Genomic DNA, 21,038 nt, shown 5'->3' with positions numbered 1-21,038 from the left:
AAATGACTTTAGTAGATAGTCTTTTGGCCGAGGTTTGTGAAGCGCTAGATAGAGCAGAATATCAATCTTACAAATTGATATTATTGACAATCCCGGAGGATTTTCGTCGCGAGATTGAGGTCGAAATTCTCAACAAATCTATTTGTTTCGTCAATCTGTCAAAAGAGCTTGCGCGTAGGCTAGTGAGTTTGTCGATTAGAGAGAGAGTTAGGCGACTTGAAGCTGAAGTTGACAAAATTACCAGTAATAGCGGAAGTTCTGTCTGGCTAACAAAGCTCGATGTGTTGTTTGAGCCAGCTTTAGATAATGACCCTATGAGACTATTAAAAGGGATAGCTAAGACTAAGGCTGTAGTAGCTATATGGCCCGGAGAGATAACAGAAACGTCAGTGGTTTACTCCAAACCAGGTAAACCAGATTATAAAACCTATCCATTAAAAGAATTAAACGATATTCAGGTGATCGACGCCTGCAACGGAGTAATGAAATGAAGAAGTACGGCGACTTGATTCAATTCGAATCAGTAACAGCGAACATTCAGCTCAAGAAATCAAGTTACTATGACCAAGCAGTAGGTTTAGTGTCGTCGTATGTGATTTCAGACAAGATGTCAAAAAAGCTGAGCGATATCATTATTGAACAACTTCAGTATGAAGAGTCCGTTGATAACAAAGCGCTTTGGATCGTGGGTAACTATGGATCAGGTAAATCTCACTTGATGTCCGTTATCTCCGCAGTCTCAGAATTTCCTGACTTAGCAAGCTATATTTCAAATGATGTTGTTCGTAGTGCAGCAGGTAAGATTGCAGGTAAGTTTAAAGTGATTCGGTTTGAAATCGGCGCATCAAAAATGGCACTGACTGATATCGTTACACAAAACTTAACTGATGGTTTAGCCGATATGGGAGTGGATTATGAATTCCCTCCAATGACCGAAATCTCTTCAAACCACAAGCCATATTTCGAAGAGATGATGACTGTATTCCATGAAAAATACCCAGATCATGGTTTGCTTCTGGTTTGTGATGAGATGCTAGATTATTTCCGCTCTCGCAATGAACAGGAGCTACCGCTAGACGTCGCGATTCTTCGAGTCATTGGCGAGGTTATTGATGGTACTCGCTTCCGCTTTATGGCAGGCGTTCAGGAAGCGATTTTTGATAGCACGCAGCTAGAGTTTCTATCTAACGAAGTAAAGCGAGTTCGTGACCGTGCAGAGCAGGTACTGATTGCTCGTGAAGATATCAAGCATGTTGTTGCTGAGCGCCTGCTAAAAAAAGACGCCCAACAACAGGAGTGGATTCGCGAGTATCTACAAAAATTTACGCCTTATTACGACAAAATGAACGAACGTTTGGATGAGTTTGTTCGTGTATTCCCTGTACACCCAGATTACATTGATACTTTCGAACGAGTGCGAATGGCCGGCCTTGAAAATCGTCAAGTTCTTAAAAGTCTTTCCCGTCAGATGAAAGAATTGATGGAAGACGAAGTGCCTCAAGATGTTCCTGGAATCTTTTCTTATGACGCATACTGGCATGAACTAAGTAGTGAACCAAGTATGAAGACAAACCCAGAGGTTGGTCAAGTGATTGAAACGGCAACGCTTCTACTAGATCGCATTGATCAAGCTTACCCAACGCCAGGTGAAAAAGCGTTTGCCAAACGGTTAGTTGCAGGGCTTGCGATCCACCGTATGGCCGTAGGCGATATTTATTCAGAGATGGGTGCAACAGCATCTGAACTACGCGACTCTTTATGTTTGTATTTGAAGAACATTGAGGTTATGCCAGGTGATAAGAGTAAGAACCTGGAAAATCACGTTGTCACTGTTCTTACTAAGGTTCGCCGCACCGTTAATGGTCAGTTTTTCTCCAAGAACAAGGCTAATGATCAGTTTTATCTAGATCTTAAAAAAACCGAGGACTTTGATGCACACATCGAAGCGAAGGCCGCGACGCTTGCTCCAGATAATATAAATGCAGCTTATCGAGCTGCGATGCTGGAGATCTTAGAGCAAACAGATTCTCAACATTCGAAAACAGTAATGTGGCAGCATGAGCTGAAGTGGTTAGACAGAAACGTTAGCCGTCCTGGTTGGTTATTCCTTGGCTCTCCTAACGAGCGTGAAACCGCGAAACCTCAGCTCGACTACTACATGTACTTCATTCAGCCTGAGAACCCGCCTAAGCAAGAAAAAAAGTACATACGTGAAGATGAAGTGCAGTTTGTTCTAAAAAACCGTAGCGAAGAGTTTAATCAATCACTAAAGAACTATGCGGCATCTGTAGCGCTACGTGCACTAGCGACAGGCAGTGCACAGCAAACATACAAGATCAAAGCGGACGGCTATCTTGGTGAGATGATTAAATGGATTCGCGCCAACATCAAAGACGCGTTTGAAGTCCAATATAATGGTAAGTCTAAGCCAATCATGGACTGGTTGAAGGGAGCAACTGTTCGCGATATCACCGGAATTGCAGACAGTGACCATGGTAGTGTTAAAGACATCTTCGAGTCGGTAGCAAGCTTTATTCTAGAAGGCTACTTCCAGTCTCTTGCACCAGAATACCCTAAGTTTTCACAGCGTATTACTGAAGATACCATCAGTGTCGCGAGCAAAGATGTACTGAGCTATTTAGCTGGTGGTGCTGCAACTAAACGTGCTACCGCTGTACTTGATGCACTTGAACTACTTGATGGTGATAAGCTAAAACCAAGAAGTTCTCGTTATGCTCAAGCAGTACTGGAAGTACTAGCAGCAAAAGGCCACGGTCAAGTCGTTAATCAAAGTGAGCTACTAGAGACCGTTTACGCTCGCCTATATTTCAAACCAGGTACTTACCGATTGGAGCCTGAATGGCTACTTGTGATCCTAGCAACGTTAGTTCATGCGGGAGAGATCGAGCTATCAGTAGTGGGGAAAGTCATCACTGCAAGTGACGTTGATGCGTTGAAAGGAATCGACTTTGCTACATTGATCGACTTCAAACACATCCAAGCACCAAAGGACTTCAATGTCACAGCAATTAAAGCCGTTCTTGAACTTCTTGGAATGAACGAAGGTTTAGCAACTTCGATTCAGCAAGGTGATGACAGTGTTGTTCGTACAATGGGACAAGAGATTGAAAAGTTAGTTAAGTCTCTTGTTCACGATCAGCAGCTTGTAAAACAGCGACTTAAGTTGTGGGGTAACCATGTCCTTGCTGAAAATGAAGCGACACTGTTAGCCGATCGTTTGGGTAAAACGAAAACATTCCTTGAGTCCCTGCAGCGTTTCAATACGCCAGGTAAACTCAAGAACTTCAAAGAGTCGGCGGAGTCAATTGTAGAGCACGCAGAAACTTTGAAAGAGTGGAAGAGCTTTAAACAGCTTGCGGAAGTGGTGGATAGCTTAACTGAATATGCTCAGTATCTTAAAGAAGCACAGCTTATTCTTGATGAGGATGATGAGTGGCAATCTGATGTGCGAGATGCAGCGTTAGCACTTAGAAATGGTATTGAAGATAAAACCACACGCTTAGAATCAAGCTTTAAGCAAGCGCAGCTAGAAAATCTGCGACAGCTTAAAAAATCATATATTCAGCGCTATGTTGCTTTGTACGAGTCGGCTCGTTTAACAATGGAGCAGGATAAAGAGAAAGCGGCGCTGATCGGCGATGAACGCCTAAAAACTCTAGAAGCATTGGCTGGTATCTCACTGTTTCCTGCAGCTCAGCTTAAGCAGTGGAGATCAGATTGGGCCTCTTTGCAAGTTGCTGAGTCGATTGACCCTAAAACAATTGAGTTGACGCCAAATCCCGTGAACTTCTCACCGCGCAGTGAGGGAAATACAGTTTCAGCAAGTGTACGTTTAGCTCAGTTAGATAACCAATTAACCGAGATGTTGGCTGAGTGGACCCAAAGCTTAAAATCGACGCTAGCCGATCCCTTCTTGCAACTGGATCTATTGTCAGAAGATCAACGAACTGAAATCGATGCTTTTATTAGCTCGGGAAGGTTATCTACTCCTGTGAGTAAAGAGTTTATTGCAGGCGTAAATGAAGCTCTTTCAGGCCTTGAAGAAGTAAAAATTTCAACAATGGATTTAGTTACAAGTTTAGGTAAAGGAACGCCGCAAAAATTGGATGATGTTAAAGCTCGCTTTGAAGAACTGCTTAATACACATTGCAAAGGCAAAGATAGCAGCAAAGTGCGAATCATTATTGATTAATCCAATTCTAACCTAATCACTAGAAGCCAGTAACTACTACTGGCTTCTATAGAGAATGAACAATGAAACAAGAAAACCTATTGGATACTGAAGGCGAAAATCAAGCATCTGGACCAGTTGAATGCCTTGGTATGACGTTTGAGAGTGATGAAGCACGCAGAGCTCATTTTACTGACCTGTTGCGTGATAAATTGAAAGATCCAGAATTTAGAGCGATTGAAGGTTTTCCTCTTGGTACAGATAAGGCAATTTTAGAGTTGTCTAATCCTCCATATTACACGGCATGTCCAAATCCATGGCTCAATGAATTTATAAAAGAGTGGGAGTTTAAAAAACAAAAAGTTGATGACGTTTATCATCGTGAACCTTTTGCTGCAGATGTTAGCGAAGGTAAGAATGACCCTATATACAATGCCCATTCTTACCACACTAAGGTTCCCCATAAAGCTATTATGCGTTACATACTTCATTATACTCTTCCTGGAGACGTAGTGTATGACGGATTTTGCGGCACGGGAATGACAGGGATTGCTGCACAAATGTGCGCTGATAAAGCAATTGTAGAAAGTCTTGGTTACAAAGTAGATGATACAGGTCAGATACTGGAGCAGAAAGATAGTTCCGAATGGGTAGCATTCTCTAAATTAGGTGCTAGGAAAGCAATCTTATCGGATCTTTCTCCTGTAGCGACCTACATCGCTAGTCATTATAACGCTCAATTTGATCCGGAGACTTTCGAAAGGGAAGCAAATAACGTCATAGAAGAGCTTGAATCCGAATATGGCTGGCTTTATAAGACAAGTCATATAGATGGTCAAGACGGACAAATAACAAATACGATTTGGTCAGACGTGTTTTTGTGCTCAGAGTGTTCAGAAGAAATAGTTTACTGGGATTCAGCCGTTTCCAATGAGGAAAAGAGAGCTCTAGATGTATTTCCATGTCCATCATGTGGCTTTGAAGCAAGTAAGAAGAAGCTGTCGAGAGCGCAAGTTTCAAAATATGACACGGTTTTGGGAAAAACTGTCACAGTAGGTAAACAGGTTCCAGTTCTTATTAACTATACGGTTGATGGAATAAAAGGGAAGCTCTCCAAGAAACCAAGCGATTCAGATTTGTTATTAATTAACAAGATAGATGATTATGTAATTCAGGACCATGTGCCTATCTATGAACTCCAAGACGGTTTCAATACTAAACAGCCTATACGCTCTCATGGTTTTACCCATGCACATCATTTTTATACGAAAAGGAATTTGATAGTTCTTTCCGCTGCTTGGGAGAAGCTAAAGCGTAGTAGCTCTAGACTTCCATTTTTATTTACAGCTAGTCAAAGAGGGCTCTCAAAGATGGCAAGTATAGCTTTCTCATACTATTTTCATGGTGGAGGTGGCTACATTAATGCTGGGACAAAAGGTACTTTGTATGTTTCAAGTACTAATCCAGAGGTGTCTGTTTTTCATGGACTCAGATCTAGAATTCGTGGACTAAGGTTCTGCCTAGATGCAGTGAGTGGTAATGTGATTACCGAAACAAAAAGCACCACAGAGAAAGGCTTTTTGAATGATAATTCAGTTGACTACTTATTTATAGATCCACCGTTTGGAGCGAATATAAACTACTCTGAATTGAATGCGTTGTGGGAACCATGGCTAGGCGTTGTTACAAATGTTAAAGATGAGGCTATTGAAAACTCCGTCCAAGGAAAAAAGCTGGATGATTATCGACAATTAATGAAGTCCGCTTTTTCTGAATGTTACAGGATATTAAAACCCGGTAGATGGTTAACTGTAGAATTCTCAAACACAAAAGCCTCTGTGTGGAATACTATTCAATCAGCTTTGACTGATGCTGGCTTTGTTGTTGCTAACGTCTCAGCTTTAGACAAAAAGCAAGGGAGCTTTAAAGCGTATACCAGTCCTACAGCTGTGAAACAAGACCTAGTTATAACTGCATATAAACAATCGCAGTCTAGCAAGTTTGATAAAAATATAAATGGTATTGATAATGTTTGGGAATTTATCTCTAACCATTTGAGCTTTTTGCCAGTATCGAAACTACAGGGCAATGAGTTGGTAAAAGTGCCGGAAAGAGATCCAAGAATACTGTTTGATCAAGTGGTTACTCATTATGTTAAGAATGGGCTTAACGTTCCAGTTTCAAGCCGGGAGTTTCAACGTGAACTAGAAGTACGTTATGTGGAACGTGATGGAATGTTCTTCCTACATGAACAAGTCACAGAGTATGACAAAGTAAGGGCCCGCTCAACTCAGATAAGACAAATGAACATTTTTGTAGATGATGAGGCTTCTGCTATTGAATGGATGCGTCAAGATCTAAAGGATAAGCCTAAAAACTACTCAGAGATCCACCCATTATTCTTAAACGAGCTTTCTGGGTGGAAGAAGAATGAATTGGAATTAGAGCTCTCGACTCTGCTAGAACAGAATTTCCTTAAATATGATGGTAAAGAGGATGTTCCATCTCAAATTCATACTTACCTATCCACCAACTTCAAAGATATGCGTGGTCTAGATAAGAGCGATCCTAAGCTTGTTGCGAAAGCTAAAGACCGTTGGTATGTGCCAGATCCAAACAAAGCAGCGGATTTAGAGAAGGTTCGTTTACGTGCGTTGCTCAAAGAGTTCGAAACGTACAAAGCGGAAAAGAAAAAAATCAAGCAACCGCGTGCTGAAGCTCTGCGAGCTGGTTTTAATACTGCTTGGGAAGCTCAAGACTTCCAAACCATTTTGGATATCTCAGCAAAAATTCCACCCGCGGTTCTCCAGGAAGATGAGAAACTGTTGATGTTCTACGATAACGCATTAACACTAACCTCTACCGAGGATGATGAGTGGTAATGGCAACACTTTTAAATATCGGTGATTGGGCTTGGAGTCAGGCCCATCAACAATATGTGAAAGTGATAGAAAGCTCTGTCCTTTGGGGCCAGAGCTTTTATCGTGTTTGGCTCCAACAACAAGATAGCGTAGTGAAAGTTCCTTCAGGTGATTTGACTAACGCTTCTATGGATGAATCGCCTAGCCCACATTTTTTCTCTTACATTGGTATCGCAGCCAAAATTGCGAATGTTCAAAAAGAAGACATTCTGCTTGCTCCTGTAGAATCAAATGTCATCCCATTGCCTCACCAATTGAAAGCTCTCGACAAAGCGATGTCGCGGAAGCAAGTCCGTTATCTATTTGCAGATGAAGTAGGGCTTGGTAAAACCATCGAGGCGGGTTTGGTTATGCGAGAACTCAAGCTAAGAGGGATGGCTAAACGAATCTTGGTGTGCGCACCTAAAGGCTTGGTAAGCCAATGGGTGAGTGAGATGAGCACGCACTTTGGGGAATCCTTTCATCTGCTCATCCCTGGGGAAAATAAACCTGTAGATGAGAACGACAATGTTTGGTTTCGGCATGATTTGGTCGTTTGTCCGGTTGATAGTATAAAGCCAATTGAGAGTAGAAAAGGCTGGTCGGTTAAACAAGTTCATGAGTACAACAAGCATAGGTTCGATGATCTGTTGTCTGCGGGTTGGGATCTCATTGTCATCGATGAAGCGCATCGATTAGGTGGCAGTACCGAACTCGTTGCACGTTATAAGTTAGGGCAAGGTCTGGCGGAAGCATCACCCTACTTATTGCTGCTGTCGGCAACACCTCACCAGGGTAAGAGTGACGCTTTTCACAGACTTATGGCCTTACTTGATAAAGAGGCTTTTCCTGATGTTTCGAGTGTTACGAAAGAGCGTGTTCAGCCCTATGTAGTAAGAACTGAAAAGCGAATATCAATAGACGGTACAGGTAAGCCATTATTTAAGCCTAGAAAGACAGAGCTAATTCCTGTGGCCTGGAAGAGTAAACATGCTTTACAGAGACATTTGTACGAAGAAGTTACTGAGTATGTAAAAGAAGGCTATAACCAAGCAAAAGATCAAAATCAAAATGCCATTGGCTTTTTAATGATCCTGATGCAGCGCCTTGTTAGCTCGAGTAGTGCAGCAATTGCAATGACATTGTCTAGGCGATTACAGTCACTCGAGAATACTGTTATTGAAGATGAGCTTCCGCTAGCTTTTGCCGATGACTGGGCGGACCTTGATGGCCAAGCACAATTAGATGAGTTGATTGCAACGAGTAAGCAAGCGTTAGCAAACGAGAAAGCTGATGTACAGCGTTTGTTGAATATTGCTAATGAATGCGTCGCCAAAGAAAGTGATACTAAAGCAGAAGCACTGATTGACTGGCTCTATCAACTTCAACAAGAAGAGCAAGATCCTGAACTAAAAATATTGGTCTTTACTGAGTTTGTGCCAACGCAGCAGATGCTCACTAAGTTCTTTGCCGATAGGGGGATCAGTGTTGTTACGCTTAATGGCTCTATGGATATGCATGAGCGGAAAAGAGCACAGGCTTCGTTTGCTGGTGATACGCGAATTTTGATCTCTACTGACGCGGGTGGTGAAGGTTTAAATCTTCAATTTTGTCACGTCATTGTAAACTACGATATGCCTTGGAACCCAATGAGAATGGAGCAGCGCATTGGACGTGTTGATCGTATTGGCCAGCCCCATGTCGTGCGAGCTCTAAACTTTGTATTGGAAGACTCTGTGGAGCATAGAGTGCGAGATGTACTGGAATCGAAGCTTCAAGTCATCTTAGACGAATTCGGAGTAGATAAAACCAGTGACGTACTTGACTCAGCCGAGGCAAATCATCTCTTTGATGAGCTCTTTATGGAATCCATATCGAACCCGGAAACGATGGATAAGGAATTAGCGAAAGCGTTGAAAGTGATTCAGGGTGGAGCTCGAGATAAACGTTCTCAAGACGGTTTGTTTTCAGATGGAAAGTCGCTAAATCCAGTTGATTATCAGAAAGTTATTGATCACCCTTTGCCGTATTGGGTTGAGCAGATGGTGAGTCAGTTTCTAAGCTTCAAGAGCTCTAAAGGTGCGGATGCGTCATTTACTCGTGCTGAGAATGGATCGATATGTCTTAAATGGCCAGATGGTGCTAACTGGGAAGACATTACCTTTATTGGTAAGGAAGCGCAAAAAACACCAGGGTTAAAGCACATTACTCTTGAAAACCCAAAGGTGAGAGGCTTGAGCACACACTTACCAATTTGGAGCGAAATCCAAAACATACCTCTTGTGCGAGTTCCTTCCCTGCCTTCCGGTGTGACCGGATATTGGTCCCTCTGGAGTGTTCGATTTTCTGGTCAGGATGAACGTCAATTGCAGTATTTGCCAATCTATATAAATACAGCAGGCCAGTATTTCTATACCGCATCTCATCGAGTGTGGGATGCAATATGTTCAGATATTCTCGAGTCCGACTTAAGCTCAAATCCAGAGCCTGAAAAAGCATATCAATTGCTTAGAGAGTCTGCTGAGGTCCAAGGCAAAATTTTGTTTGATTCCATGCTAGCTGAGCATTTGAACGAACTAGAACTTAGCGTTGAGAAAGGAGAGTATTCCTTTAAAGCCAGAAGAAATGCGATTGAACAAATAGGTCTGCCAGAAGTTAAGAGCTATAGAATGCGTCAGTTGGACATTGAATACAGTCAATGGAAGGTTGATATTGATGCAAAGCGTGAGATATACCCAGAGTTAAACCTTCACCTAGTATTTGAAATTAAAGGATAGATATGAACTGGCAAGAGAAGCTTACTAGTCAGATGGCTTTGACAGAGTCTGTTCACTATATTGTTAACGACCCTGATAATTTATGTTTTGAACCCGCAATAGCTGACCTAATCGAACAGGCGGGAGCTGTACTTTTCTCGGATACTGATCCTCTCGCACTAAGATTATGTTTTGAAGAATGGCTTGATAGTGATGAGTGTAGTGCTCTATTAATTAGGGTTGTCGATGAACAGCCTAGTATTCCTTATGATATTGAATTTTCAGCTAAGCGTGTTGATTTTGATATTAGTGAAGTGATGCCAGAGTTGGATGCATCAATACTGAGATCTTTATCGCCTAAAGATTATGGGCAACTGCAGTCTGCAGTAAAGAGCTATGGTGCGGATAAGCTAAACCGAAATGCTAGTTTGGATTTTGTCTTACGACATATTTACAAAATTGCTCCGGAGATTATTCAATCTGAGACAGATTTAGTTCGATTGCTCATTCGGAAGCATTACCTTGGTATCGAGATGCCTTTGGTTTTTGAAGAGAGGTTAATTAAAACTCTCCAAGTTCGTGAGCAGTTTAGTCGTTGGGATTTCTCAAGGGTTGTGCCTGATAGAACTGAGTTCTTCGCGTTTCTTCAACAGCAGTGGTTGCTTCACTTGCAGAGAAAAGCCCAGCGATATGAAATTAGGGAATCATCAGGGCCTGCTGATGATCTTGTTGTTCCATTTGACGACCAAGATATAAAAGTATTTGTTGATAATCTATTTGCTGACGGGGTTCTCCAAGCCGTAGATTTTGACGGCTTAGGAAAAGATGATTGGGAATGGGTTGGAGTTATCGCGAATGACGAGTCTAGGGATTTATTACGAGTAAGGCAGTTACTTAATAAGCTTGCGAATCAATTCATCGTGCAGGATTTGCCGTTACCTAAATATTCGGAACAGTGGGAAGAGATCGCACGAGAACTTGGTGTACTGAATTCGTTATCTCACTCTTTGAAGGGTTTAGATAGCTATGCTCTGAACGCTGAGATCTCTAATTTAAACTCTAAAGTCGATGATTACTTTGAAACGTGGTTGCAAGCGAACTTTGGTAAGCTGATAAATACGCCGACAACCCGCTTCCCTAAGATGCTGCACAAAATTCCTGACTGGTTGAGCCTTAAAGTCGGTAAAGGGCAAAAAGTCTGTTTACTCGTGATGGATGGTATGGGATTTCAACAGTGGAATTACGTTAAAGAACATATCATTGATATCCCTCATGCTCGAGTTGAGGAGCGAGGTGTTTTCTCATGGGTTCCAACTATTACCTCTATAGCGAGGCAAGCTTTATTTTCGGGAAAACAGCCACGCTCATTTCCAGATTCATGGCATACAACCGCAAAAGAAAAAGCACTCTGGCATTCGTTTTGGGAAGATAAAGGCTTAAGCAAGACAGAAGTAGCCTATGAAGTTACTCTTGAGAAGAAGAAAGAACTAGAGTCATTCAAAGACAGTTTCCATTCACCTAAGCTAAAAGTTGCTGGTTTCGTTATCAATTATATAGATAAGCAGATGCACGGAATTGAGGGTGGGATGCCATTACTAAATGTTGCAGTGAGTAAATGGCTCGAGCTGTGGCAGTTTTCTTCAAAGATAGAGGCTTTACTGGATTCTGATTTTGAAGTGGTGATTACGGCTGATCACGGTAACCAAGAAGCAATAGGTCAAAGTTGGCCAAATGAAGGTGTTAAAGCAGAGACAAAAGGCGAAAGGGTTAGGCTGTATAAATATACAGTCGAATGTTCGAATGATACGGCAGACGTGCTAGAATGGCCAGCTAAGAAATTTGGACTACCATCAGATTTGTATCCGCTTGTAAGTAGAGGTCGTCATGCGTTCATCCAGAAAGGCAAACAGATTGTCGGGCATGGTGGGATTAGCTTACATGAGGTGGTTGTCCCATTAGCTATTGTCACGAGAGAGCAGCATGTCAAAGAGAGTCAACTTTAGTCGTCATATCGAGATTCAATGGTTAGATTCCGTTGCGGTCTGGGTCGCAGAGGGAAAACAAAAAAAAGAACTCGACGAACAGATTGATTTGATGCTTCAGCCTTCGGTCACGTGCAAAGTAAATAGAGGGAAAACTCGAAATCAGTTGACCAAGTTATGGTCCCCTAAATCTGATGATGTTACTGAAAGCTTTACTCAGTTTGCCATTGAAGCCGTGCTTGGTAGTGAACGTCCAGACTTTGTATTGCACTGGGGAATGTTAGTTGCCAAAAACAACTTTTTTGCTGATGTAGTAAGATTCATTGGGCGACGTGAGAAACACGCTGAGGTGTTTACCTATGCTCAAGTTCAAAAGAACATTGTTGAACTGTACGGGGATACCGAGACGGTCAAACGTGGTCTTCGTTCTGTGCTAAAAACACTGGTCGATTTTAGGGTTCTTGAACGTCAAACGAACAGGACGTATAAAGCACATAAGCTAGAACATAAAGTAGAAAGTAAGTATAAGAGCTGGCTTCTGCAATCTCTGATGTATAACCAAAGGTATCGAAGTCGTTCTCTAGCAGATATGCTTGATGATCTAGTTTGGTTTCCGTTTGTATTCTCAGTATCAGTCAATGAGCTTGAGACAACCTGGTTTGATCTTCACCAACAAGGAAATGACCTTGTTTTATTTAAAAAGTAGAGAGAGTTGTATTGAAATTTTCAATTGGTTTTAATCGCCACTTAGAGCCTGATTGGCTAGCGCAGACGGCATCTTGGGTCGCTAATGGTATAGAAGGACAGGGGTTGAAAGACCGGATTGATACCATGCTTGAGCCTGCATTTACCAGTAAAGTTGCAAAAGATAAAACTCGGAATTTGTTGTTTGGAATTTGGAACAAGCTACCTAGGCATATCTCAGAAAGATTTCAATCAAGAGGGGCTAACTTGTTAATGGAGCATAGTGAGCAACACTTGGTGTTTCATTGGGGTATGATGCTATCGAAGTACCCGTTTTTTGCCTTTGTTGTAGGCCAGATTGGTAAGTTAACTAAGCTTAACGATACTTTTATATACTCTCAGCTTGAAGATCGTGTAACGGAGCAATACGGTGATACATCTACAATAAAACGTAGTATGCAATTTGTTGTAAGAACTCTTATGAACCTTGAAGTGCTTAAAAATCCAAAGCAGGGTGTTTATGAGCTAAATACAGCAGTATCTATTGAACAGCCAGAGGTAAAAGGTTGGCTCGTGGAAGCAATAATGCGTTCAAACCAAAGCTCTAGTCGGAGTCTATCAAGTATAAATGACGATTCGGTTTGGTTTCCATTTAAGCTATTTTTTGATTTATCAGATGTGCAAACTAACAAAGAACTGGAAGCACACCTTCAATCGTCGGACACGGTTGTTTTTCTATAGTATGAATAGCCTCCGTCGTCATATTGGGCTACGCGCTGAGGCTATGCTTTTTGATAAAGAGTTTCCTAAATTGATACAAAGCGACGCCATGATGTGGCAGAAAATCGACTACATTCATCAAAACCCGGTGAAGCGGGGCTATGTCGATGAAGCGGCTCACTGGCGTTATTCGAGTGCCAGAGATTACGAGGGCGCGTCGGGGCTGCTGGCGGTTTGTCGCGAATGTTAGCAAGGTATGCATTCCCACGCAGGAGCGTGGGAACGAGAACACAAAACGCCCCTGTAAATGCCTCTGTAAACGCCCCTGTAAATGATATTAATGCGGTGGATATTAAAGGATTGAAGGCGCCGGAGGCCATCATCGCCCTGCTAGCGGCCGATAAAACGCTCACGCGGCCGCAGCTGGCCGAGCGGATCGGCAAAGACATTCGCACCATTGGTCGCGCGTTGGCCAAGTTACAGCAAGCGCAAAGGATTAAACGGGTCGGCTCTGATAAAGCCGGCCATTGGGAGGTTCAATTGTGACACAATTGCTGCGTTTGTTGATAAATTTAAAGGCGTTGGGGGAAAATCTGATTGTTAGAGGATAACTTTGGTATGCATTCCCACGCAGGAGCGTGGGAACGAGTTAAAAGTGCGGGTAGAAAAGCAGGTAGAAACGCGGGTAAAAACTCCAGATCAAGTTTTGAGCTTGTTAGCCAATCAGCCAACCTTAACCTTAGCCGATATTGCTGCCTACTTAGGCAAATCGCCAAGTACCATTGAACGCTCCGTGGCTAAGTTGAAACAACAAAAGAGACTCGCTTTCCATGGCCCCAAGAAGGGGGGGTATTGGCAGGTGTTAGATAACAAACTAAAGGATACCTCGTTCCCACGCTCCGGCGTGGTAATGCATATGGAGTGTGAATCATGGGGAGAAGCCGCTATAAAATCACCGAGCCTCACTTACCGCACTTCGTCACCTTGACTGTGCTGCACTGGATCCCGGTATTCACGCGCCCGGACACCGCCAATATCTTGCTCGACTTAAATCATGGACGGCGAGAAATCTGATTCAATACCTTGCTGAGCGCAACGTTAAGTAAATTCTGGATCAATTGGCGTTTTATAAAAAAGCCCACAAAGGTGACCGCGCTTATCAGTTTTGGCAGGAGGGTGTGCATCCTGAACTGATACAAAGCGACGCCATGATGTGGCAGAAAATCGACTACATTCATCAAAATCCGGTGAAGCGGGGCTATGTCGATGAAGCAGCTCACTGGCGTTATTCGAGTGCCAGAGATTACATGGAAGCGTCGGGGTTACTGGCGGTTTGTCGTGAGTGGTAGCAAGGTAGGCATTCCCACGCAGGAGCGTGGGAACGAGAGAAAACACCTCGGAAAAAACAGCGTATTGATCACTCGTTCCTACTCTCAGGCGTGACAATGCATAAGGAGTTTGAATCATGGCAGCGAGTCATCACCTCAGTCTATGGACAATGATTTTTCGATATCACAGATGCGTGCCATGAGTACTAAAGGGTCAAACGTTGACTCTTTGAAGCCAAATTTTTTGTAGAACGTTTGCGCACTGGTATCAATGGCATGAACTAAAATGCCCGCGCCACCAACAGCGTTCATTGCTTGTATTGAGCGAATGATACAATCTTTTAAAAGACCGGCTGCAATGCCTTGACCTTGATAGGCGTTATCCACCCCAAGCCTTGCTAAAATCACCATAGGAATCGGGTCAGGGCTATTTCTCCGTAGTGAGCTAAATGCGTGCTCTCTCGATACTGAACCCATGGCAATGGCATAGTACCCAATCACTTGGTGGGCTGCTGTGTCATTGGCAACATACACTCTCGCGGTTCCGCGCTTTTGGCTTTTTAACGCCTGTTTTCTTAACCATGTATCGAGTGCTTCAATGCCACATTGAAAGGCATTAATCTGGTGCTCATCAGTCAGTAGTGTGGGGGCACTTATTCCCAAGGCGCTTTCCTATTGAACAGATCCTTCACGCCTTCAAGCGCTCGCGGCTCTGCACGAAGTTCGTTGTCGAAAGCTTCAAACGCCTTTGCTTCAAGGACAAAATCCCGTTGTTCGGCCAGTATGCTATGCGCTTCATTAAGCGCTGCTTGCTGAATGAATACGGTTCTATCGACTTTTTTCAAACTTGCCGCAGCATCGATAATGTCTCTTACCGATGGCTGTACCCGCATGTTGATTGGCGCTGTTTTTGTAGCCATAACACCATCCTGTGTATCTATTTAATATACACTCTAAATGGTTTTTGTATATAGTCAATAGATATACGTTGTCATTTACGGATAAGCCGCAATATTCTCCGAGCTCCTTTACTGCTAGGCTAGATCTTTTCCGCCAAACTCGGTACATTACACGCAAATAGAAACTATTCTCACTTTTGTTTGGGGCGAAAGCCCTGTCATTAAGCATGTTTGCAGATATCACCATGATAAAATCGTCTTCTTTTCGCCTTGCTTGGGGAGTGGCCGCTTGTTTGGCCCTGACGCCCGTTGCCAGTGCGGATCAGCTCGAACAGGCGCAAGCCATCGAGGGTAACACCACCCAAGAAGCGGCTCAGTCGCAATCTCGTATTAACCGCCGCGCGGACAGCAGTTTAGCCATGCGCCAAGAAATTGAACAAATCCAGGCGCAAATCAGTAACCTCGAAATCTACCGCGATCACTTACAAAACTTAGTCAGCAACCAACAGGCAGAAGCACAAAGCCTGCGCGATCAAATCACCGAGATCAAAGAGACGCGTCAAGGCATTGTGCCGTTGATGTATCGCATGCTCGGCGGGCTTGAGCAGTGGCTTGCTAACGACATTCCGCTCAAAGCCGATCAACGCCAAGCACGTGTTGAAAAACTGAAGGCGATGATGGGCCGCGCCGATGTGGCGGACTCAGAAAAATTCCGTCGTATTCTTGAGGCATATCAGATAGAGCGTGATTACGGCAGCAAACTCGATGCCTACCAAGATACCATTGCGCTTAACGGCCGCGATCATCAAGTGGATGTCTTGCACCTGGGCCGTGTGTCGCTGGTGGCGCGTCGCCTCGATGGTCAGCAGCATTGGGTGTGGAGCACCCGCGATGAAACCTGGGTCGAGCTAGATGCTAGCGCCGGTGAAGCGGTGGATAAGGCCTTTGCGGTGGCACAAAAACAAGTGGCCCCGTCGTTGTTATCTTTGCCATTAAGTGCCAACCAAGGGGTGAAATCATGAGCTGGAAAACCCTGATTGCCGCCGCCTGTTTGGTCGCGGTTGCCCCTTTGACTCACGCTGATGATTTAGTCGGACAAACCGAGCAAGCTCAGCAGCAGGCACGTGAGCACAACCAAGCGCGTGAAGCACAATTTGCGATGACGGAACGTGAGCTGCGCCAAAAGCGTGATCAGCTCAAGGCAACCCGGAATGCGCTGGAGACGGAAACCGAAAAACTCAGTGATACTTTTAGTGACAACGAGCAGCAATTGGCGTCGTTGGAAGACAAACTTCGCTTAGAGTCGGGCAGTTTAGGTGAGCTATTTGGCGTGGTGCGCCAAGCGAGTAAAACCATTCAAACCGATGGCGTGTCCAGCTATGTGGCGATCACTCAGCCGGCATTTAATCAAACCGTCTCGGATATTGTCGCAGCCGATACATTGCCATCACTCAAGCAGCTCAATGCCCTATGGCAAGGGATGCTGACCCAAATGCAAACCAGCGGTGAGCTGCAAACCGTGTCGTTACCGGTGGTGAATGCGCAAGGTGTGGCATCGGAGCAAGCGGTGGTGCGTGTGGGCAACGTCGGCTTAGTGAATGATCAAGGTTACTTAAATTGGCAAACCGATCGCCAAGTCGCCGTGCCGTATCGTGCCCAACCGGACAATACGTTAACCACGTCAACCCTTGAGCAAGCGGTGTCTTCAGTGGGTGAGACGGTACTGATTGATCCGGCCCGTGGCACGTTGCTCGGCCAGCTAGAAAACGCGCCGAGCCTGGGCGATCGCTTCGCACAAGGCGGCTTTGTTGCCAAAGTGATTGCCACCTTGTTGGCCGTCGGCTTGCTCATTGCGCTATACCGCGGAGCAGTGTTGCTGTCGATTCATGCCAAAATGCATCGCCAATTGAAGCACCCAGACACCCCCGAAGATAACCCGCTTGGCCGTGTGCTTAAGGTCTATCACGATGCGCCCCAGCGTGATGTCGAATCGCTCGAGTTACGCTTACTTGAAGCGGTGGTCGATGAGCAGCACGGCTGTGAAAAAGGCCTGTCGATGCTCAAACTCTTGGCGGCGCTTGCCCCTATGCTAGGCCTGTTGGGGACGGTGACAGGGATGATCGAAACCTTCCAGGTGATCACCCAGTTTGGTAATGGTGATCCGAAAGTCATGGCCGATGGGATCTCAATGGCCCTGGTGACCACGGTATTGGGTCTGATTGCGGCGATTCCCTTGCTGTTGGCGCATAATATTCTCAGCGGGCAGGCGGACCATATTCGCGGCATGCTCGAAAAACAAAGCATTAGTTTAGTCGCCGAGCAAGCGGAAACCACAGACAATCAGGCGGCAATCGGACCAACGGCATGATAGACGTCGAGTTATTCTCACAGCTGAATCAGCAAGACTTGGGGAGCACCTTGCGCCACTTTATGGCGGAAGGTGGCCCGGTGTTGTGGTGGCTCGGGGCGGTCGTGTTTGTGTGTTGGTTGCTGGTGATTGAACGGCTGTTGTATTTGTTCTCTCGCTTTCCCGCACAGCGTGATGCATGGGTGCGTGCTTGGCAGGCGCGCGCCGATCAGCGCTCTTGGTATGCCCGAGCCATTCGTCAAGGGGTCTTGTTTCAAGCCCAGCAAGAGTTGGGGCGCTATTTAGGATTTATTAAAGCCTTGGTGGCGATTTGCCCGATGCTCGGATTGCTTGGCACGGTGACCGGTATGATCTCTGTGTTTGATGTGATGGCAAGTCAAGGCACTAGCGACCCACGTTTGATGGCATCAGGGATCTCCATGGCAACCTTACCCACCATGGCGGGAATGGTTGCGGCCTTAGCTGGGATGTTTGCCCATGCTCGTTTAGTTAAAGCCTGTCAGCGCCGCGAAATTGCGCTCGAGCAGGCGCTTCGGAGTCAGTAATGCGATTGATTCGAGCCCAAAAACAGCGCGAAGAAGCGCAAGTTGATTTAACCTCCATGTTGGACATTGTGTTCATCATGTTGATCTTTTTTATTGTCACCAGCTCATTTGTGCGCGAGTCAGGCGTTGAAGTGAACCGTCCAGAAGCGAGTCACGCCACCAGCCAGAAAGAGGCCGGTATATTTATTGCGGTGACGGCCTCTAACGAGATCTATATCGATAAACGTCTCGTGGATGTTGAGCGTGTTGAAGCCACGCTAGAGCACTTATTGCTGGATAAACCGGATGCGTCTTTGGTGATTCAGGCTGATGAACTGGCGTATAATGGCACGGTCGTCAAGGTGATGGATGCGGCAAAAGGGGCGGGTATTGGCAGTATTGCGTTGGCAACGGAGTCACCGCAATGAAGCGATGGTTGATTTCAATGCCGGTGGCGTTGGTGTTTACCTTAGGGCTTTTTATGTTGATGGCATTGATGGTAGGTCATAGCAGTCAACGTCCGCAGGAAACATCGTCGTCAACGCGCATCGATATTTTTATGCAAGAGCCGGATACCGAGGTGCAGCGTCGCCAGCGGACTGTGCCAGAGCGGCCTAAACCGCCCGAAGTGCCTGACACACCCACGCCGGTGACGCAGACGCAATCGCAGTCTACCTCATCACCACAGCCTGATATGCCTAATTTGGATCTGCAAAGTGGGATCCAAGGGGTGATGGTACAAGCGCCTTCATTGGGTGAGCTAAATCTGAATACCGGCCCCAATAACCAACAAGCGATGCCATTGTTCCGGGTGGAGCCCAATTACCCGCCGCGTGCGATGCGCCGAAACTTAGAAGGCTATGTGGTGGTGCGTTTTACCATTGCTCCATCGGGTCGCCCGCAAGATTTAACAGTGGTCGATGCTAATCCACCGCGTGTGTTTGAACGTGAGGCATTACGTGCCTTACGGAAGTGGAAATACGAGCCGAAAGTGGTCGACGGTAATGCGGTGGCGCAACCCGGGCAACAGGTCAAATTGGAGTTTAATTTACGCTGATGTGGAAAAGACTATTTATTGGCGCGTTGCTATTGATGTCGGTGCCTGCTGCCGCGCAGCTTTCGCCATCGGTGGCACGCGCGATTGAAAAAGCACAAACCCTTGAGCAAGATGCAAAACTGGGTGAAGCCATTGCGCTGCTCGATAATTTGAGTGTCAGTCGGGCGTATGACAAAGCGTTTGTGGATCGCTCATTAGGGGTGTTTTATTGGCAATATGGCAATAATGACCAAGCCATTGTGCATATTCAGCGTGCGGTGGACAGTGAGCAGCTGCAAGATGCACAAGCGTGGCAAACCAAGCGCATGTTAGCCGATTTATTGCTGATCGATGGCCAGTATGCGTCGGCGCTGCAATATTACTACCCGTTGGCTCGCGCGACCCCCAAAGAAAAGGCGGATCAAAGTGAAGATGTGTGGCTGCGCATTATGCAGGCACATTATCAGCGCGAACAGTGGAGCCAGGTATTAAAGGCGTATCCCGATTATCAAGGTGTGGTCACAAGCACTGCCAGTGTATCGGCCTTATCACTTAAATTAGGGGCTCAGCTTCAGCTTGAGCAATGGCGTGGTGCCACACCGACGCTGAAAGCGTTGATTAAGCGCGAGCCTGACAATAAGCAGTGGTGGCGGCAACTGGCCGGAAACTATGTGCGATTGCAACAGCCAAAAGAGGCAATTAGCACTTACTTACTGGCGCAGCGCCAAGGTATTACCCTTGAGCCAAGCGAACAGCGTACGGTTGCCCAGCTCTATGCCAATGAGGGCGTACCAGAGCGTGCGGCGCAATGGCTAAAACGTTTACCCGCCTCAGAGCAAGATGCGCAAACGCTGGCGCAACAGGCAAGCCTTTGGCAGCAGGCTCGGGAATGGCCACAAGCGATCGGGGCATGGAAACAGGCGGTGAAAAAAGACAGCCAATACCACTGGCAACTCGCGTTAATGCAGATCCAGCAAGGTGAGTATCAGCAAGCGCTTACTTCGCTTGAGCATGCTGATAAAGGCGCTTCGGACAAAGATATTGCGTTGGCAAAAGTCCAAGCTCACTACAAGCTGAAGCAGTATGAGCAGGCACTGAAACAAGCGCGTCTTGCCAAACAGATTGCGCCGGATGATGCAGTAGAAAGCTGGCTGACCTTTTTGAAAAAGCGTCAACAAATGCAGAAGAGCTAACAAAAACTAACTAACAAAAAGCCCCAGCCAGGCAGTATGCCAAATGGCTGGGGCTTTTTGGTTTTGTGTCGATATACGGGCTATTCCCGAATCATAGACACAAAAAAAGGACGCCTAGGCGCCCTTTATCAATCAGACTCGGTTTCTTATGCTATAGAAACGTCAGACGCCTGTGGGCCTTTTTGGCCTTGCTCAACGGTGAAGTTCACACGTTGGCCTTCAGTTAGGGTTTTGAAACCGTCACCAACGATAGCACGGAAGTGTACAAACACGTCCTTTTCACCGTTGTCACGAGTAATGAAACCGAAACCTTTCTCTTCGTTAAACCACTTTACGATACCAGTTGCTTGATTAGACATAATCATTCTCTCTTAAATTACTAAAAATAGGATAGCTTTGAACGGAGTCGATGACATGTCTAGAAGCGAAAGTAGGTAACGTTAGAAACTCTATAAT

The 21,038-nt window shown here is 45.3% G+C and carries 20 protein-coding genes; 17 read left to right on the top strand and 3 right to left on the bottom strand.

Annotated elements, in window-relative coordinates; translation table 11 throughout:
* The first annotated feature begins 2 nt into the window (after positions 1-2).
* The 11 genes from brxF (at position 3) to BZG80_RS15980 (ending at position 14,583) form a co-directional block, all read left to right on the top strand.
* Positions 3-491, top strand: coding sequence for a BREX-3 system P-loop-containing protein BrxF (brxF, locus tag BZG80_RS11565; protein WP_077679392.1), 489 nt, complete (start codon positions 3-5; stop codon positions 489-491).
* The gene (locus BZG80_RS11560) at positions 488-4,213 is read left to right on the top strand and encodes a DUF6079 family protein (RefSeq protein WP_077679391.1); all 3,726 of its coding nucleotides are present in this window, start codon (positions 488-490) and stop codon (positions 4,211-4,213) included. The genes brxF and BZG80_RS11560 overlap by 4 nt, the downstream gene beginning before the upstream one ends.
* A gap of 62 nt (positions 4,214-4,275) precedes the next feature.
* Positions 4,276-7,074 (top strand): DNA methyltransferase, encoded by a 2,799-nt coding sequence (locus BZG80_RS11555; RefSeq protein WP_077679390.1) that lies wholly within the window; start codon positions 4,276-4,278, stop codon positions 7,072-7,074.
* On the top strand, positions 7,074-9,869 hold the full coding sequence (locus BZG80_RS11550; RefSeq protein WP_077679389.1) for a DEAD/DEAH box helicase: 2,796 nt from the start codon (positions 7,074-7,076) through the stop codon (positions 9,867-9,869). Before BZG80_RS11555 ends, BZG80_RS11550 begins: the two co-directional genes overlap by 1 nt.
* 2 nt (positions 9,870-9,871) lie before the next feature.
* Positions 9,872-11,851: a BREX-3 system phosphatase PglZ gene (pglZ, locus tag BZG80_RS11545; protein WP_077679388.1), complete on the top strand. Its 1,980-nt coding sequence runs from the start codon at positions 9,872-9,874 to the stop codon at positions 11,849-11,851.
* A complete protein-coding gene (locus BZG80_RS11540) occupies positions 11,829-12,536 on the top strand; it encodes a hypothetical protein (RefSeq protein ID WP_077679387.1) in 708 nt (235 codons plus the stop codon). The genes pglZ and BZG80_RS11540 overlap by 23 nt, the downstream gene beginning before the upstream one ends.
* Before the next feature lie 11 nt (positions 12,537-12,547).
* The gene (locus tag BZG80_RS11535) at positions 12,548-13,255 is read left to right on the top strand and encodes a hypothetical protein (RefSeq protein WP_077679386.1); all 708 of its coding nucleotides are present in this window, start codon (positions 12,548-12,550) and stop codon (positions 13,253-13,255) included.
* A 1-nt stretch (position 13,256) separates the two neighbouring features.
* Entirely contained in the window at positions 13,257-13,484 is a 228-nt protein-coding gene (locus BZG80_RS11530) for a hypothetical protein (RefSeq protein WP_198532947.1), read from the top strand.
* A gap of 95 nt (positions 13,485-13,579) precedes the next feature.
* The gene (locus tag BZG80_RS11525) at positions 13,580-13,780 is read left to right on the top strand and encodes a winged helix-turn-helix transcriptional regulator (protein WP_131827557.1); all 201 of its coding nucleotides are present in this window, start codon (positions 13,580-13,582) and stop codon (positions 13,778-13,780) included.
* 109 nt (positions 13,781-13,889) lie between these two features.
* Complete coding sequence (locus BZG80_RS11520; RefSeq protein ID WP_198532946.1) at positions 13,890-14,222, top strand: ArsR family transcriptional regulator; 333 nt, start codon at positions 13,890-13,892, stop codon at positions 14,220-14,222.
* Between the two features lie 130 nt (positions 14,223-14,352).
* On the top strand, positions 14,353-14,583 hold the full coding sequence (locus BZG80_RS15980; protein ID WP_198532945.1) for a hypothetical protein: 231 nt from the start codon (positions 14,353-14,355) through the stop codon (positions 14,581-14,583).
* A gap of 135 nt (positions 14,584-14,718) precedes the next feature.
* Here the strand turns inward: BZG80_RS15980 and BZG80_RS11510 are convergent, their stop codons facing one another.
* Together BZG80_RS11510 and BZG80_RS11505 are read right to left on the bottom strand one after the other, a co-directional pair.
* The gene (locus BZG80_RS11510; protein ID WP_021023795.1) at positions 14,719-15,225 is read right to left on the bottom strand and encodes a GNAT family N-acetyltransferase; all 507 of its coding nucleotides are present in this window, start codon (positions 15,223-15,225) and stop codon (positions 14,719-14,721) included.
* Positions 15,216-15,482, bottom strand: coding sequence for a type II toxin-antitoxin system TacA family antitoxin (locus BZG80_RS11505; protein WP_021023794.1), 267 nt, complete (start codon positions 15,480-15,482; stop codon positions 15,216-15,218). The genes BZG80_RS11510 and BZG80_RS11505 overlap by 10 nt, the downstream gene beginning before the upstream one ends.
* A 224-nt stretch (positions 15,483-15,706) precedes the next feature.
* Here BZG80_RS11505 and BZG80_RS11500 point away from each other — a divergent pair, with 224 nt between their 5' ends.
* The 6 genes from BZG80_RS11500 to BZG80_RS11475 are packed head-to-tail and all read left to right on the top strand — an operon-like array spanning position 15,707 to position 20,582.
* Positions 15,707-16,483 (top strand): DUF3450 domain-containing protein, encoded by a 777-nt coding sequence (locus BZG80_RS11500; RefSeq protein ID WP_102504963.1) that lies wholly within the window; start codon positions 15,707-15,709, stop codon positions 16,481-16,483.
* The gene (locus BZG80_RS11495; RefSeq protein ID WP_077460840.1) at positions 16,480-17,829 is read left to right on the top strand and encodes a MotA/TolQ/ExbB proton channel family protein; all 1,350 of its coding nucleotides are present in this window, start codon (positions 16,480-16,482) and stop codon (positions 17,827-17,829) included. The genes BZG80_RS11500 and BZG80_RS11495 overlap by 4 nt, the downstream gene beginning before the upstream one ends.
* A complete protein-coding gene (locus BZG80_RS11490) occupies positions 17,826-18,374 on the top strand; it encodes a MotA/TolQ/ExbB proton channel family protein (RefSeq protein ID WP_077460841.1) in 549 nt (182 codons plus the stop codon). Before BZG80_RS11495 ends, BZG80_RS11490 begins: the two co-directional genes overlap by 4 nt.
* Positions 18,374-18,781, top strand: a complete 408-nt coding sequence (locus BZG80_RS11485) for an ExbD/TolR family protein (RefSeq protein WP_021023790.1) — start codon at positions 18,374-18,376, stop codon at positions 18,779-18,781. Before BZG80_RS11490 ends, BZG80_RS11485 begins: the two co-directional genes overlap by 1 nt.
* Positions 18,778-19,410: an energy transducer TonB gene (locus tag BZG80_RS11480; protein ID WP_077669863.1), complete on the top strand. Its 633-nt coding sequence runs from the start codon at positions 18,778-18,780 to the stop codon at positions 19,408-19,410. Before BZG80_RS11485 ends, BZG80_RS11480 begins: the two co-directional genes overlap by 4 nt.
* Positions 19,410-20,582 carry a tetratricopeptide repeat protein gene (locus BZG80_RS11475; protein WP_077679383.1) on the top strand — a complete coding sequence of 391 codons (1,173 nt, stop codon included), beginning with the start codon at positions 19,410-19,412 and terminating at the stop codon, positions 20,580-20,582. The genes BZG80_RS11480 and BZG80_RS11475 overlap by 1 nt, the downstream gene beginning before the upstream one ends.
* Positions 20,583-20,728: 146 nt before the next feature.
* Here the strand turns inward: BZG80_RS11475 and cspE are convergent, their stop codons facing one another.
* The gene (gene cspE, locus BZG80_RS11470) at positions 20,729-20,941 is read right to left on the bottom strand and encodes a transcription antiterminator/RNA stability regulator CspE (protein ID WP_077679382.1); all 213 of its coding nucleotides are present in this window, start codon (positions 20,939-20,941) and stop codon (positions 20,729-20,731) included.
* Between the last annotated feature and the right edge of the window lie 97 nt (positions 20,942-21,038).

It is taken from the genome of Salinivibrio sp. MA440, from assembly GCF_001996265.1.
In the GTDB taxonomy this organism is placed as follows: domain Bacteria; phylum Pseudomonadota; class Gammaproteobacteria; order Enterobacterales; family Vibrionaceae; genus Salinivibrio; species Salinivibrio costicola.
Note: the sequence above shows the minus strand (reverse complement) of the source record. Positions and strands in the feature narration are given on the sequence as shown.

What these genes read in the sequence shown, in the direction of transcription:
- BZG80_RS11550 (WP_077679389.1), top strand. Translation starts at nt 7,074, where the DNA reads ATGGCAACACTTTTAAATATCGGTGATTGGGCTTGGAGTCAGGCCCAT.
- cspE (WP_077679382.1), bottom strand. Translation starts at nt 20,941, where the DNA reads ATGTCTAATCAAGCAACTGGTATCGTAAAGTGGTTTAACGAAGAGAAA.
- BZG80_RS11555 (WP_077679390.1), top strand. Translation starts at nt 4,276, where the DNA reads ATGAAACAAGAAAACCTATTGGATACTGAAGGCGAAAATCAAGCATCT.
- BZG80_RS11495 (WP_077460840.1), top strand. Translation starts at nt 16,480, where the DNA reads ATGAGCTGGAAAACCCTGATTGCCGCCGCCTGTTTGGTCGCGGTTGCC.
- brxF (WP_077679392.1), top strand. Translation starts at nt 3, where the DNA reads ATGACTTTAGTAGATAGTCTTTTGGCCGAGGTTTGTGAAGCGCTAGAT.
- pglZ (WP_077679388.1), top strand. Translation starts at nt 9,872, where the DNA reads ATGAACTGGCAAGAGAAGCTTACTAGTCAGATGGCTTTGACAGAGTCT.
- BZG80_RS11530 (WP_198532947.1), top strand. Translation starts at nt 13,257, where the DNA reads ATGAATAGCCTCCGTCGTCATATTGGGCTACGCGCTGAGGCTATGCTT.
- BZG80_RS11480 (WP_077669863.1), top strand. Translation starts at nt 18,778, where the DNA reads ATGAAGCGATGGTTGATTTCAATGCCGGTGGCGTTGGTGTTTACCTTA.
- BZG80_RS11505 (WP_021023794.1), bottom strand. Translation starts at nt 15,482, where the DNA reads ATGGCTACAAAAACAGCGCCAATCAACATGCGGGTACAGCCATCGGTA.
- BZG80_RS11560 (WP_077679391.1), top strand. Translation starts at nt 488, where the DNA reads ATGAAGAAGTACGGCGACTTGATTCAATTCGAATCAGTAACAGCGAAC.
- BZG80_RS11490 (WP_077460841.1), top strand. Translation starts at nt 17,826, where the DNA reads ATGATAGACGTCGAGTTATTCTCACAGCTGAATCAGCAAGACTTGGGG.
- BZG80_RS11540 (WP_077679387.1), top strand. Translation starts at nt 11,829, where the DNA reads ATGTCAAAGAGAGTCAACTTTAGTCGTCATATCGAGATTCAATGGTTA.
- BZG80_RS11485 (WP_021023790.1), top strand. Translation starts at nt 18,374, where the DNA reads ATGCGATTGATTCGAGCCCAAAAACAGCGCGAAGAAGCGCAAGTTGAT.
- BZG80_RS11475 (WP_077679383.1), top strand. Translation starts at nt 19,410, where the DNA reads ATGTGGAAAAGACTATTTATTGGCGCGTTGCTATTGATGTCGGTGCCT.
- BZG80_RS11500 (WP_102504963.1), top strand. Translation starts at nt 15,707, where the DNA reads ATGATAAAATCGTCTTCTTTTCGCCTTGCTTGGGGAGTGGCCGCTTGT.